The sequence below is a fragment of the Weeksella virosa DSM 16922 genome, assembly GCF_000189415.1.
GTDB lineage: Bacteria > Bacteroidota > Bacteroidia > Flavobacteriales > Weeksellaceae > Weeksella > Weeksella virosa.
On the sequence record NC_015144.1, the window covers coordinates 967,675 to 980,423 of the forward strand.

The following is a 12,749-nucleotide window of genomic DNA, read 5'->3' on the forward strand; positions in this document are numbered from 1 at the left end:
TATCCCTAAATCTATCCTCATCAAGTAGATAATGCAAGATCTATAAACAAGAAACGGAGTGTGCTTTTATATCGACAATTAACACAAAATCTTATTTCTAGAAATAATTTTTAAGCTAGAAATACAATGATAGAATAAGTATAAAGGAAATCTAATCCTTTTCTTACGTACCATCTTATCTGCGTTACAATTGGTTCATTGCCTGTTGCAATTCTTGATCGTCGGCCTGAATGGTGTAATATTTTGCAATATTTCCTTCTCGATTGAGCAACAAATAACGTGGCACCCAGTTGAGGTCGATATAGTTATTGAACGGATTTTCCCAACCACTGCTAAACCAATAGTGATCTCCTTGCAAAGCATATTTATCTATTGCTTTTTCCCAAGCTTTTTGGGTTTTATCCAAGGAAAAGAAAATAAATTTCACTTTCGGATTTTTTTGTTGTAAGGTTTTGAGTTTCGGAAATCCGACCAAACAATCCTTGCACCAACTTGACCAAAAATACAAAACCACAACTTCGCCTCGCTGTTCTTGGAGAATAGATTGCAAAGAGACATCATCTAAGGCTCTATTTTTCACGGTTTGGTGAAGAACATCTTCGGTAAAAATCTTTTTATCGGTCTGCGGTATTTTCTGTCCAAACACAATTCCGCTCCAAATAAAGAGCATGAAAAAGTAAAAAGAAATTAGTTTATTCATGATATGTAAATTGTCAAAAACTACACCAATTTATCAAAATTAACTTTCGTTCGACTAGAAAATAAATAGAATACATTATTTTTGTGGTATGCAGAAATTTTTAATTGTGGGCCTTGGGAATATAGGCGACAAATACGAGAATACTCGTCATAATATAGGTTTCAAGGTAGTAGAAGAAATTGCCAAACGTAACGATACTAAATTTTCCTCGTCTAATTTTGGTGAGATTGCACAATTTAAATACAAAGGACGTCCTGTAACTTTACTCAAACCCAACACCTATATGAATCTTAGTGGAGATGCAGTACGCTTTTGGATGCAGAAAGAAAATATCGATCTACCTCAACTACTCGTCGTTACCGATGATCTGAATTTGGATTTCGGGACCTTGCGCATGCGTGGAAAAGGAAGCGACGGCGGACATAATGGGTTGAAAGACATACAAAATAAATTACAAAACACCAATTATCCACGTTTACGCTTTGGGGTCGGAAATGATTTTTTAAAAGGACAACAAGTCGATTATGTTTTGGGAGATTGGACAATAGAAGAAAACAAAATCTTACAAGACCGACTCGATATGGCAGCCGAAGCTGCTTTGGCTTTTGTCTTTCATGGATTAGCAAACGCAATGAATCTATACAATGGTAAATAAAATGAACTTTTTTTTCGGACTTATCTTATTGGTTTTCACCTTAGGAAGTTGTGGTCATCAACAAACCCTAAAAAAATTAGACCATATAGAAGCAACTCTTTATACGAAAGACATTAATACTACAGATAAGATAAACTTTGATCACCCAGATATTATTCTTCTCGATGTTCGTACTCCCGAAGAGTTTGCACAGGGTCATATAAAAGGTGCGATCAATATCGATTTGCAAGCAGAAGATTTTGCACAAGATATTGTACGATTAGACCCCAAGAAAACCTATTATATTTATTGCCGATCTGGCGCTAGAGCTCGGATTGCAAAAGACGCCATGGATGTAGCAAATATAAAAAAATCATATCCTTTCCGTAACGGAATTACCGATTACGAAGGGCAATTGCTGAAAGGAGGTTTGGATGAAAATCAGGCAAAAAAAGAAACTTTATTTCAAAAACGTAAGAAAAAATAATAATAAGCTGATGGAAAGTGGTTTTCGGCCCGAAATATTACAAGCAATGGTCTCACAGACAATGCCTTTTGGTCGATACCAAGGTAGGTTATTATGCGATTTACCCATTTCTTATCTCGAATGGTTTGCTAGCCATGGCGGATTCCCTAAAGGAAAACTGGGTGAAATCTTGGCGACAGTTTATGAAATAAAAGTCAATGGATTAGAACAAATAATACAACAATTGAAACAAATGTATCCTAAAAAATAAAGTTTATTTATAGAGATTACTTCCGTCTAGGTATTCCCATACTTTAGGAGGAAGCATTGGTTTAATGTTCTTATTGTGCTTCACAGCATTACGAATAAACGTTGATGAAATCTCCATCAATGGAGCTTCTACGATAGTAATTTTGGCGTCGAAATCGGCTAAAATCTCACCCGGGCGTGGATACACATACATCGAATAATCACGTAAAAGAATATCTGCATTCTTCCATTTTGGTAAGCTTATCAACACATCAGACCCCATAATCAGCGAAAAATCATACCGAGGATATTTCTCTTTTAGGTGCGTCAAGGTGTCAATCGTGTACGATGGCCGAGGTAAATGAAACTCATCACTACAAGCACGAAGATTTGGGTAATCTTGTATCGCCAACTCAACCATCTCTAGACGATTATATTCGTTGGCTAAGGATTTTTTTTCTTTGAATGGATTTTGAGGACTTACCACAAACCAAACTTGCTCTAAATCTGAAAATTGCTGAAAGTGATTCGCAATTATCAAATGACCTATATGAATCGGATTGAACGACCCAAAGAACAAACCAACTTTCATTTCTATTTTTTTTATCCAACTAACTCTATTATTTAAGCTGCAAACTGTCCTTGAAACAAGAAGAGGAGCATTTTTAAATTTCGGTAGGTTGCGCCACAGAGCACTTTCTTTCGGTAGGATGAAATGAGTTACTATATATATCTTTTATCATAAAAAATCATCCACAAAGAAAGTGGTTATTATTCTATTTTTTCCTGAAATAAATCTCAATCGGTACACCCGAAAAATCAAACGATTTACGCAGCTGATTTTCTATAAATCGCTTGTATGGTTCGCGTATATATTGTGGTAAATTGGCGAAAAAAGCAAACTGAGGTGTTCGCGTTGGCAATTGCGTAACATATTTTATTTTGATATATTTCCCCTTGTAAGCTGGTGGGGGTGTAATCTCGATCAATGGCAACATCAACTCGTTTAGTTTACTTGTTTTGATTCGTCGATTACGGTTCTCATTAACCTGCATAAACACTTCGATTGCTTTATGAATACGTTGCTTGTTGAGTGCAGAAATAAACAAAATTGGGACATCCGTAAAAGGAGCTATTTTGGTTTTAATCATCTTCTCGAAATCACGCATTGTATTGGTTTGCTTCTCAACTAAGTCCCACTTATTCACCAAAATCACCACACCTTTCCGGTTGCGTTCTGCCAAATAGAGAATGTTAAGATCTTGTGCTTCTAAGCCTCTCGACCCATCGACAACTAATACACAAACATCGCATTCTTCTATCGTACGAATCGCTCGCATAACCGAATAAAACTCTAAGTCTTCGGCAACTTTTCCTTTTTTTCGCATCCCAGCCGTATCAACCAATACAAACTTATGCCCGAATTTATTGTAGAGCGTTTCGATAGAATCTCGAGTAGTCCCAGCAACGTCGGTTACGATATTTCTTTCTTCACCCAAGAGAGCATTGATCAAAGTCGATTTCCCAGCATTTGGACGACCTACAATTGCAATACGTGGTAAACCTTCGAATTTATCCTCAAATTCTTTGGTCTCGAAAGAGTCTACTACCTCATCGAGTAAATCTCCTGTCCCACTCCCGCTAATAGCAGCAATGGTAAATATTTTATCGAATCCTAAAGTATAAAACTCATAAGAGTCGTCTAAATTTTTATTCGTGTCGACTTTATTAACGACTAAAAACGTTTTCTTTTTAGCCTTGCGCAAAAGGTGAGAAACCTCTTTATCCATATCGGTTAACCCAACTTGATTATCGACCATAAAAAGGATAACATTGGCTTCGTCTACGGCCAACTCTACCTGTTTACGGATTTCTTCTTCGAAGGTGTCTTCTGATCCCACAACATAACCTCCGGTATCGATTACGGTAAACTCTACTCCGTTCCAATCCGATTTGCCATAATGGCGATCGCGTGTTACGCCTGATACATCATCAACAATGGCTTGGCGTTTTTGTACCAACCGATTAAAAAAGGTAGATTTCCCTACATTGGGTCTTCCTACTATAGCAACAATATTCGACATGCTACAAAGGTAAGTCATTCGCCTCTAATATCGAGAATGCATTTTGTGTATTTTGTGTTTTTTTATATTTTTTTTATTAGTAGATTAGTTCTTTATAAAGAAAATTCTTCTTTTGCACTCTCCCTTTAGGTTCTCTTTTCATCCTACCGAAAACATCTTCTATCATTGATCAACCACAACACTTAACATTTGATAATCAATCACAAAACAAATAAAACATGTAAATATATCATACCGAAATATTCCTCTTTTGTATTGTAAAAAACGTACCTTTGCCTTCTTATTATTTTTTTCCACATGTCGAGCATCATCCTCTTATTTTTATGTTTATTGATTGGCGTTATTATTAAAAAATTTCCTCAATTCCCATACAATACTCATGTGGTACTGAACCAGTTTGTTCTGTTTATTTCTTTGCCTTCGATGGCCTTGTATTATTTACCCGAAGTGAAATTGGGTTGGGATTTGCTCTTCCCGGCGGGTGTAGCTTGGTTGGCTTTTGCAATGGCTTTTGGTTTTTTTTATGGGTTAGGAAAATGGCTCGGATGGTCGAAAGCCTTGATTGGATGTCTGATTCTTACAGCAGGCTTAGGCAATACTTCCTTTGTCGGAATCCCTGTTATACAAGCAATGTATGGCGACGAAGGAATCAAAACTTTGATTATTGTCGATCTTCCAGGAACCTTTGTGGTGTTGAGTACTTTAGGTATTATTACGGCTACGATTTTTTCGCGTGGCGAAAATAATTTGGGTGCTTTGGTCGGAAAAGTTTTCAAATTTCCGGCGTTTATTGCCTTTCTAATCGGAATAACGATGGCTGCCTTCGGGTGGCATTTCCCTGTCGAACTGAAAGACGTTTTCGGGAAGTTAGCAGTTACAGTTTCGCCTTTGGCTCTCGTTTCGGTTGGTTATCAACTAAATATTGATAAACGAAGTAAACACTGGAATTTTTTGATTTTGGGTCTCCTCTATCAATTGATATTCTTACCAATCGTTATTTTTGTGCTCTATGTTTTGATTTTCAAACAATCGGGTTTACCGATCAAAGTGTCGATAATCGAAGCGGCCATGGCGCCGATGGTCACTGCTGCAATTATTGCCGGACAATATGGGCTGAAACCTAAATTATCGAATATGATGGTCGGAATCGGTATTCCGATTTCCTTTATAACGCTCACAATTTGGTACTTTTTCTTAGAATGGTATTTCGCCTAAATATTATTTTCTTTTGGATTTAGACGACCCCAACCAACTAAATAACATCAACAAAACCACGGCCATAATCAATAACCAATAATATTGACTTAAATAACTGTACAATTGTTGATTGACGATTTGTTGCGACTCTGCGGCAATGCTTATCATATTTTTGTACTTTAATAAACAGCAGGTGCACTTCCTCCTACCGAAAAAAACATTATTACTGTAAGCAAGATACTACATATTCGTTTTTGGATTGGGATAGAATAAAAAAATCATCGCTCAGAAAAAAGAGTTTCTAAACTTCGTATCTTTTGCTATGACAATATTGTATCTTTGTGCCAATATTTCATTTTATGTCAAATACAAACAGATATACCATTACGGCGGCATTACCTTACGCCAATGGTCCTTTACACATCGGTCATATGGCTGGCGTTTATGTGCCTTCTGATATTTTTGCACGCTACCTTAGAAGAAAAGGGAAAGATGTTGCATTTATTGGCGGATCAGACGAACACGGAATACCGATTACGATTCGTGCCAAAAACGAAGGCGTTACCCCACAAGATATTGTCGATAAATACCACGAAAACATCAAAAACACCTTAGAAAGTTTTGGGGTTACTTTTGATGTTTATTCGCGTACAACTTCTGCTAAACACCGAGAAGTAGCGCAAGATTTTTTCAAGACATTGTACCAAAACAGCAAATTTACTGAAGAAGTTACCGAACAATATTATGACGAAGAAGCCAAAGAATTTTTGGCAGATCGCTACATACGTGGCGAATGTCCGAAATGCGGTAATCCGGATGCTTATGGTGATCAGTGCGAAAAGTGTGGTTCTACCTTGAGTCCAGAAGAATTAATCAATCCTCGTTCTGCTTTATCAGGAAATACACCAATCAAGAGAGAAACCAAAAACTGGTACCTTCCCTTGGATCAATACCAAGATTTTCTGAAAGATTGGATCTTGCTAGGACACAAAGAAGATTGGAAATCGAATGTGTACGGACAAGTGAAATCTTGGTTGGATGACGGACTGAAACCGCGTGCCATGACACGTGATCTGAATTGGGGAATCCCAGTACCAATCGATGGAACCGAAGGAAAAGTAATGTATGTTTGGTTCGACGCGCCGATTGGTTACATTTCGTTTACCCAAGAATGGGCCGAAAAAAACGGAAAAGATTGGAAAGATTATTGGCAAAACCCAGAAACCAAATTGGTGCATTTTATCGGGAAAGATAATATCGTTTTCCATTGTATCGTTTTCCCGTCTATGCTAAAAGCGCATGGCGAGTATATTTTGCCCGACAATGTGCCGGCCAACGAGTTCCTTAACTTAGAAGATGACAAGATATCAACTTCGAGAAATTGGGCTGTTTGGGCGCATGAATATTTAGAAGACTTCCCGAATCAGCAAGATACTTTGCGTTTTGTGCTTACATCGAATATGCCCGAAAACAAAGACAACAATTTTACTTGGAAAGATTTTCAGACCAAAAACAACTCAGAATTGGTGGGCATTTTAGGAAACTTCATCAACCGTGTTATGGTATTGACCCATAAATATTACGATGGAATAATTCCTACCAAAACTTCAAGCTTTGATGAGGTTCTTCAGATAAAAGAGTATGCAAAACGCATAGGAGAACACATCGAGCATTATGAATTCCGCGCGGCCTTGCACGAATATATGAATTTGGCGCGTTTAGGAAATCAGTTTCTACAAGCACAAGAACCATGGAAGAAAGCTAATGATCCCGAAGCTGTGAAAAACATCATGTATGCAGCCAACCAGATTGCAGTAGCTTTGGCTCAATTAGCAGAGCCTTTCTTGCCTTTTTCTTCGACCAAAATGTTGGATATGATGAAAGTCGAACTAAAAAACTGGGACGATTTAATTGCCACGGATGAATGGATAGAGAGTGGGCATCAATTAGGAGAAACCACACTGATATTCAACAAAATAGAAGACGAATCAATACAAATACAACTAGATAAATTAAATCATAGCAAAACAAAAAATAGCATGACAAACCCCAATGCCGAACCACAGAAAGAAATGATTTCTTTTGATGATTTTCAGAAAATGGATCTTCGTGTAGGAACTATTTTAGAAGCTAAAAAAGTAGAAAAAGCTGATAAGTTATTCGAACTAAAAGTTGATACTGGACTAGATGTTCGAACAATTGTATCTGGAATTGCAGAGCATTTTACGTTAGAAGAAATCGTTGGGAAACAAGCGACGGTTTTAGTTAATTTGGCACCTCGAAAAATTAGAGGAATCGAATCGAACGGAATGCTTTTATTTGCTGACAAAGCTGATGGTAAATTAACCTTTGTTCACCCAGAAGAGAAAACACCTAATGGTGTACAAATCGGATAAACAAAGTAATCTATAAAAAAACAGAAGGTCGAATTCAAATGAATTCGACCTTTGTATTTTAAAATAATTTCTATCGATTAAATTATTTGAAATTTGGTTTTCTTTTTTCGATAAAAGCAGTTGTTCCTTCCTTAAAATCTTCTTGATCAAAAAGATAACCAAAGCTCTTAATCTCAGTTTCGAAACCATATTCTTTATCCGAATCATTGACAGCTTTGATGGCTTTTGCAATGGCTACCGAAGAGTTTTTAGTAATTTTTTCTGCAATCTCTTTGCAGCGAGGCAGTAGGTTTTCTAAGTCTACAACCTCATTTACCAACCCAATTTCTAAGGCACGTTCTGCCGAGAACATTTCAGCTGTCATAATCGCTTGCATCGCACGTCCTTTCCCGATAAGTTTAGGTAAACGTTGCGTTCCACCATATCCTGGAATCAAACCTAAGGTAACCTCTGGCAAGCCCATTTTGGCATTCGTAGAAGCAATTCTGAAATGTGAGGCCATCGATAACTCTAGCCCTCCTCCCAAAGCAAAACCATTTACAGCGGCGATCACTGGTTTGCAAGAATTTTCTACTTTATTGAAAACATTTACTTGACCTTCAGCTGCCAAACGTTCACCTTGCTCTCCATTAAAAGAAGCAAACTCTTTGATATCTGCACCTGCCACAAAAGATTTTTCGCCAGCCCCGGTTAAGATAATTACTCGGATTGCTTTATCTTCTTGTGCCACAGTGATAAAATGTGACAACTCGTCTAACAATGCTTTATTGAGTGCATTGAGTGCTTGTGGTCGGTTGAGCGTAACCAAGGCAATCCCGTCGGTTACTTCTACCAATAAATTATTGTATTCCATTCCTTTATGCTTTAGTTTTAAACTTATTAAGAGTTGTTTTTGTAAAGTCAGACAAGACTAATTTACCGCTCATTGCAGCTCTTTCTTGCATGACTTCGGGCCAATCTTCGGTATCTTTCCAGAAGACTTGTTTTAGGTTTCTCATGGCTTCGAGGCTGTATTTTGATAATTGTTCAGAAAACTCCTCTACCCTATCTATGCATTGTGCTTCTGTCTCCATCACCTCAGAAAAGAATCCTTTCTCTTTTGCCCAAAAAGGATCCTTCCATTCTACTGGGTTCAAGGTCATTTCTGCAAAAGCATTCAGCCCAATTTTTCTGGTAATCGCAGGTTCTATCACAAAAGGACCAATACCAATCGATAGTTCGCTAAGGCGTAAAAAAGCCGATTCGTCTGCAATGGCATAGTCACAAGCAGAAACCAATCCTACTCCTCCTCCGACTACTTTTCCGGTGATTGCCCCGACAATGAATTTAGGACAAGCTCTCATCGCTAAAATAACGCGAGAGAAACCCGAAAAAAATTTTTTACCTGTTTCGAAATCTTCAATCGTTAATAATTCATCGAAAGAAGCACCAGCAGAGAAAACTCGGTTTCCTTTACTACGAAGTGTAATCACCTTCACCTGGTCATTGTTTCCCAATTCTTCTAGCACTTCGATCATGCGTTCGAGTTGTTCGGTCGGAAATGAATTACTTTTTTCTTGATAAAATTCGACATGAGCTATTTGATTCTCAATGTGATAGTTAACGTATTGTTCCATGAAATATTAAAACTTCTGTTTGATATTGTATTTATTAGACTCTATAAAAATAGGAAAAATCTTTTACTTGAGTTTTTTCTTCATGACAGCATTCTTCTACATTTTTAGATAAAAAAAAATAAAACTATTGTTATAAACATACCAATAAACCACTACCTATAAAAGATTTACGCAATAAAAATTTCTATCAAGCAAATTAAATAAAAGACTAAAAATCAATATAGTAACTATAGGTTTTATCCTGTCCATATGCTAAAGCTTAAAAAAATATTTGCACATTAACGAAATAATGTTTTAGATTTGTGGACAATGAAAACATTTAGTACAAATAACTGGTGGTGGTTAAACGAACAGCAAAACGTTGGTTCGTGAGACCTCTATGTAGTTATATGTAGGAAAGGCTTGTCGGAACCGACAAGCCTTTTTTTTTATGTCTAATGATTAACATTACATGATGAAACTAAACTTTAAAATACACAGCATCAAAACCTTAGGAGACCTTACAACGCCGGTTCAACTTTACCTAAAATTGAGGGATGCTTACCCGAATGCTTTGTTGCTAGAGGGGGCCGATTATCACTCGAAAGCAGATGCTCACTCGTTTATTTGTCTCCGGCCATTGGCCAATTTCGAGGTGAACCAAGGAGAAGTAATAGAAACTTTCCCTAAAAAAACTGAAAAAAAATATTTACTTACCAAACAAGATTTGGTGGAAAAGTTAGAGGCTTTTTCTGCTCAATTTTCTATTGAATCGTCTGCGCATCAGAATGTGCAAGGGTTGTTTGGCTATTTGGCTTGGGATGCTTTACCGTTTATGGAAAAATTGAGTCGAAAACGACACAACAATCCTGCGAGTATCCCAGAAGTGAAATTTTCATTCTACCAAAACATTGTAGTTTTTAATCATTTTCATAATGAAATCGAGTTTATAGAGTTTTACAATGAAGAAACCGTGTCGGAAATGGCACGTATTCAGGAAATTTGTTTGCAGCGGAATTTTACGCATTATCCTTTTCAGACCGAAGGAGAAATGCAATCCAACCTAGAAGATGAAGATTTTATCCAAATTGTTAGTCGCTGTAAAGAAGCCTGTTATCGTGGAGATGTTTTTCAGATTGTGCCTTCTCGTCAGTTTCAGCAAGGATTTACGGGTGATGAATTCAATGTATATAGAAGTTTACGATCTATCAATCCGTCGCCATATTTATTTTATTTCGATTACGGAAATTATAAAATATTTGGTTCTTCACCCGAAGCACAAATAATTATCCAAAACCGAATAGCACAAATTCATCCGATTGCTGGGACCGTTCGTAGAACAGGCAATCTAGAGAAGGATTCTCAGTTAACTGATGAGCTAATTTACGACCCAAAAGAAAATGAAGAGCATGTAATGTTGGTAGATTTAGCAAGAAATGATCTAAGTAAAAATGCCCAAAATGTGGAGGTCGAAAGATATAAAGAAGTGCAATATTTCTCGCATGTGATTCATTTGGTTTCTAAAGTTACGGCAGAATTAGAAGAAGATGCTTCTTCTTTGCAAGTCCTTGCAGATTCTTTCCCGGCAGGTACTTTGTCGGGTGCGCCCAAATACAAAGCTTTGCAATTGTTAGAAGAATTCGAAAATCAGAATCGTGGAATTTATGGTGGGACTTTAGGCTTTTTAGGATTCAATGGCGACATCAATATGGCGATTGTCATTCGCAGTTTTATCAGTAAAAACCATACCTTATACTTTCAGGCAGGTGCAGGCATCGTATCGAAATCGATAGCGGAAAATGAATTACAAGAAGTTAATCATAAACTCGGGGCGTTACGTAGAGCCATCGAACAAGCAAAAAACATCGTATCATGAAAATTTTAGTACTCGACAATTACGATTCTTTTACCTATAATTTGGTGCATTGTATCAAGAAATTTACCACTACTATTACTGTTGTTCGCAACGATGAGATTACCCTAGAAGAAGTAGACGCCTACGACAAAATCCTGCTTTCGCCAGGACCTGGTTTACCCGACGAAGCCAACCTTCTGAAACCCATTATTCAAACCTATGCAAACCGAAAATCTATTTTAGGTGTTTGTTTAGGACAGCAAGCAATTGCAGAAGTTTTTGGTGGGAAGTTGATGCATACCCAACAAGTACATCATGGGATACAATCGGAAATAAGCGTTTGCGAAAAGGATCTACTCTTCGATCATTTACCCGATAAACTTTTGGTAGGACGTTATCATTCTTGGGTTGTTTCACCGACCGATTTCCCTGAGTGCTTACAAATCACCGCACTTGGCCCGAAAGGTGAAATCATGGCTATTCGTCATAAAAACCTAGAGGTTCGTGGAGTTCAATTTCATCCCGAATCCATCCTGACGCCCAAAGGAGAAAAAATGTTACAGAACTGGATAGAACACACAAAATGAAACAATTACTCAATTTACTTTTCGACAATTATACCTTGACAGAACAAGAAGCCTACGAGGTAATGATTCATATTTCCGAATCGAAATTTTCTGATATCGAGCTGTCTTCATTTCTCACAACCTTCAATATGCGCAACATTACACTCGCAGAAATTACAGGTTTCCGCAAGGCATTGCTCGACCTTTGTAGCCGTGTTGATTTACCTTCTACAGGGATCGACTTGGTCGGGACTGGTGGCGACGGTAAAGACACGTTCAACATCTCGACTTTGGCAAGTTTTGTGATTGCTGCTGCAGGAGAAAAAGTTATCAAACAAGGTAATTATGGAGCTTCTTCGGTGAGTGGTTCTTCGAATATGTTGGCGTATTTCGGGTATGAATTCACGCAAAACTCAGACCGATTACAAGCAGAATACGAGTCGGTAGGGATTACTTTTTTGCATGCACCACTATTCCATCCTGCTCTGAAAAATGTTGCCACACTGCGCAAAAATTTAGGCGTAAAAACTTTTTTCAACATCATGGGACCTTTGGTCAATCCAGTTCAACCGACGCATCAATGTTTGGGTACTTTTGATATGAAAACAGCTCGACTTTATCATTATGTAATGCAACAAACCGACACACAATACAGCATTTCTACGGCACTTGATGGGCACGATGAAGTTTCACTTACTTCGCCCGCCAAAATTTACTCTAACTTGGGTGAGTATTTATTACACGCAAAAGATTTTGGATTAGATAACCTTCATCCTACCGAAATAAAAGGGGGAAAAACAATCGAAGAAAATGCAAAGATATTCTTAGCTATTTTAGAAAATAAAGGGACACGTGCTCAAAAGCAAGTCGTTTTGGCCAATGCTGCTCTAGGACTGAAAACCTTACACCCAAACCGATCACTCGAAGAATGCGTACAGAGAGCTAATGAAAGTTTAGAAAGTAAACGCGCCTTACAAACTTTTCGTCAACTCTTACAAACTGCTTAA

General features: G+C 37.5%; 14 protein-coding genes. 8 read left to right on the top strand and 6 right to left on the bottom strand.

Features of this window, described 5'->3' with window-relative positions; translation table 11 throughout:
* Positions 1-184: 184 nt before the first annotated feature.
* A complete protein-coding gene (locus WEEVI_RS04715; RefSeq protein WP_013598019.1) occupies positions 185-700 on the bottom strand; it encodes a TlpA family protein disulfide reductase in 516 nt (171 codons plus the stop codon).
* Positions 701-788: 88 nt separating this feature from the next.
* On the opposite strand from WEEVI_RS04715, the gene pth reads away from it, so the two are divergent.
* Genes pth through WEEVI_RS04730 form a run of 3 tightly spaced genes read left to right on the top strand, consistent with a single transcriptional unit; the run spans position 789 to position 2,071 of the window.
* Complete coding sequence (gene pth / locus WEEVI_RS04720) at positions 789-1,355, top strand: aminoacyl-tRNA hydrolase (RefSeq protein WP_013598020.1); 567 nt, start codon at positions 789-791, stop codon at positions 1,353-1,355.
* A gap of 1 nt (position 1,356) precedes the next feature.
* Positions 1,357-1,821: a rhodanese-like domain-containing protein gene (locus tag WEEVI_RS04725; protein WP_013598021.1), complete on the top strand. Its 465-nt coding sequence runs from the start codon at positions 1,357-1,359 to the stop codon at positions 1,819-1,821.
* 10 nt (positions 1,822-1,831) lie between these two features.
* Positions 1,832-2,071 carry a DUF3820 family protein gene (locus WEEVI_RS04730; protein ID WP_013598022.1) on the top strand — a complete coding sequence of 80 codons (240 nt, stop codon included), beginning with the start codon at positions 1,832-1,834 and terminating at the stop codon, positions 2,069-2,071.
* A 3-nt stretch (positions 2,072-2,074) separates the two neighbouring features.
* Here WEEVI_RS04730 and nadD read toward each other — a convergent pair whose 3' ends face one another.
* Together nadD and der are read right to left on the bottom strand one after the other, a co-directional pair.
* Positions 2,075-2,641: a nicotinate (nicotinamide) nucleotide adenylyltransferase gene (gene nadD, locus WEEVI_RS04735; protein WP_013598023.1), complete on the bottom strand. Its 567-nt coding sequence runs from the start codon at positions 2,639-2,641 to the stop codon at positions 2,075-2,077.
* 184 nt (positions 2,642-2,825) lie between these two features.
* The gene (gene der, locus WEEVI_RS04740; protein WP_013598024.1) at positions 2,826-4,133 is read right to left on the bottom strand and encodes a ribosome biogenesis GTPase Der; all 1,308 of its coding nucleotides are present in this window, start codon (positions 4,131-4,133) and stop codon (positions 2,826-2,828) included.
* Between the two features lie 297 nt (positions 4,134-4,430).
* Between der and WEEVI_RS04745 the strand changes: the two genes are divergently transcribed.
* Positions 4,431-5,348, top strand: a complete 918-nt coding sequence (locus tag WEEVI_RS04745; protein ID WP_013598025.1) for an AEC family transporter — start codon at positions 4,431-4,433, stop codon at positions 5,346-5,348.
* A 3-nt stretch (positions 5,349-5,351) separates the two neighbouring features.
* Here the strand turns inward: WEEVI_RS04745 and WEEVI_RS11335 are convergent, their stop codons facing one another.
* Positions 5,352-5,498: a hypothetical protein gene (locus WEEVI_RS11335; protein WP_168160783.1), complete on the bottom strand. Its 147-nt coding sequence runs from the start codon at positions 5,496-5,498 to the stop codon at positions 5,352-5,354.
* 191 nt (positions 5,499-5,689) lie between these two features.
* On the opposite strand from WEEVI_RS11335, the gene metG reads away from it, so the two are divergent.
* A complete protein-coding gene (gene metG, locus WEEVI_RS04750) occupies positions 5,690-7,726 on the top strand; it encodes a methionine--tRNA ligase (RefSeq protein WP_013598026.1) in 2,037 nt (678 codons plus the stop codon).
* A gap of 82 nt (positions 7,727-7,808) precedes the next feature.
* On the opposite strand, the gene WEEVI_RS04755 is transcribed toward metG, so the two are convergent.
* Entirely contained in the window at positions 7,809-8,579 is a 771-nt protein-coding gene (locus WEEVI_RS04755) for an enoyl-CoA hydratase/isomerase family protein (protein WP_013598027.1), read from the bottom strand.
* Positions 8,580-8,583: 4 nt separating this feature from the next.
* A complete protein-coding gene (locus tag WEEVI_RS04760; protein ID WP_013598028.1) occupies positions 8,584-9,342 on the bottom strand; it encodes an enoyl-CoA hydratase/isomerase family protein in 759 nt (252 codons plus the stop codon).
* 451 nt (positions 9,343-9,793) lie between these two features.
* Here WEEVI_RS04760 and WEEVI_RS04765 point away from each other — a divergent pair, with 451 nt between their 5' ends.
* Genes WEEVI_RS04765 through trpD form a run of 3 tightly spaced genes read left to right on the top strand, consistent with a single transcriptional unit; the run spans position 9,794 to position 12,749 of the window.
* Positions 9,794-11,197 (top strand): anthranilate synthase component I family protein, encoded by a 1,404-nt coding sequence (locus WEEVI_RS04765; protein ID WP_013598029.1) that lies wholly within the window; start codon positions 9,794-9,796, stop codon positions 11,195-11,197.
* Positions 11,194-11,763, top strand: coding sequence for an anthranilate synthase component II (locus tag WEEVI_RS04770; RefSeq protein WP_013598030.1), 570 nt, complete (start codon positions 11,194-11,196; stop codon positions 11,761-11,763). The genes WEEVI_RS04765 and WEEVI_RS04770 overlap by 4 nt, the downstream gene beginning before the upstream one ends.
* The gene (gene trpD / locus WEEVI_RS04775; protein ID WP_013598031.1) at positions 11,760-12,749 is read left to right on the top strand and encodes an anthranilate phosphoribosyltransferase; all 990 of its coding nucleotides are present in this window, start codon (positions 11,760-11,762) and stop codon (positions 12,747-12,749) included. Before WEEVI_RS04770 ends, trpD begins: the two co-directional genes overlap by 4 nt.

Excerpts from the sequence above, each read along its gene's own strand:
- WEEVI_RS04715 (WP_013598019.1), bottom strand. The coding sequence starts at position 700 with ATGAATAAACTAATTTCTTTTTACTTTTTCATGCTCTTTATTTGGAGC.
- pth (WP_013598020.1), top strand. The coding sequence starts at position 789 with ATGCAGAAATTTTTAATTGTGGGCCTTGGGAATATAGGCGACAAATAC.
- WEEVI_RS04725 (WP_013598021.1), top strand. The coding sequence starts at position 1,357 with ATGAACTTTTTTTTCGGACTTATCTTATTGGTTTTCACCTTAGGAAGT.
- WEEVI_RS04730 (WP_013598022.1), top strand. The coding sequence starts at position 1,832 with ATGGAAAGTGGTTTTCGGCCCGAAATATTACAAGCAATGGTCTCACAG.
- nadD (WP_013598023.1), bottom strand. The coding sequence starts at position 2,641 with ATGAAAGTTGGTTTGTTCTTTGGGTCGTTCAATCCGATTCATATAGGT.
- der (WP_013598024.1), bottom strand. The coding sequence starts at position 4,133 with ATGTCGAATATTGTTGCTATAGTAGGAAGACCCAATGTAGGGAAATCT.
- WEEVI_RS04745 (WP_013598025.1), top strand. The coding sequence starts at position 4,431 with ATGTCGAGCATCATCCTCTTATTTTTATGTTTATTGATTGGCGTTATT.
- WEEVI_RS11335 (WP_168160783.1), bottom strand. The coding sequence starts at position 5,498 with ATGATAAGCATTGCCGCAGAGTCGCAACAAATCGTCAATCAACAATTG.
- metG (WP_013598026.1), top strand. The coding sequence starts at position 5,690 with ATGTCAAATACAAACAGATATACCATTACGGCGGCATTACCTTACGCC.
- WEEVI_RS04755 (WP_013598027.1), bottom strand. The coding sequence starts at position 8,579 with ATGGAATACAATAATTTATTGGTAGAAGTAACCGACGGGATTGCCTTG.
- WEEVI_RS04760 (WP_013598028.1), bottom strand. The coding sequence starts at position 9,342 with ATGGAACAATACGTTAACTATCACATTGAGAATCAAATAGCTCATGTC.
- WEEVI_RS04765 (WP_013598029.1), top strand. The coding sequence starts at position 9,794 with ATGATGAAACTAAACTTTAAAATACACAGCATCAAAACCTTAGGAGAC.
- WEEVI_RS04770 (WP_013598030.1), top strand. The coding sequence starts at position 11,194 with ATGAAAATTTTAGTACTCGACAATTACGATTCTTTTACCTATAATTTG.
- trpD (WP_013598031.1), top strand. The coding sequence starts at position 11,760 with ATGAAACAATTACTCAATTTACTTTTCGACAATTATACCTTGACAGAA.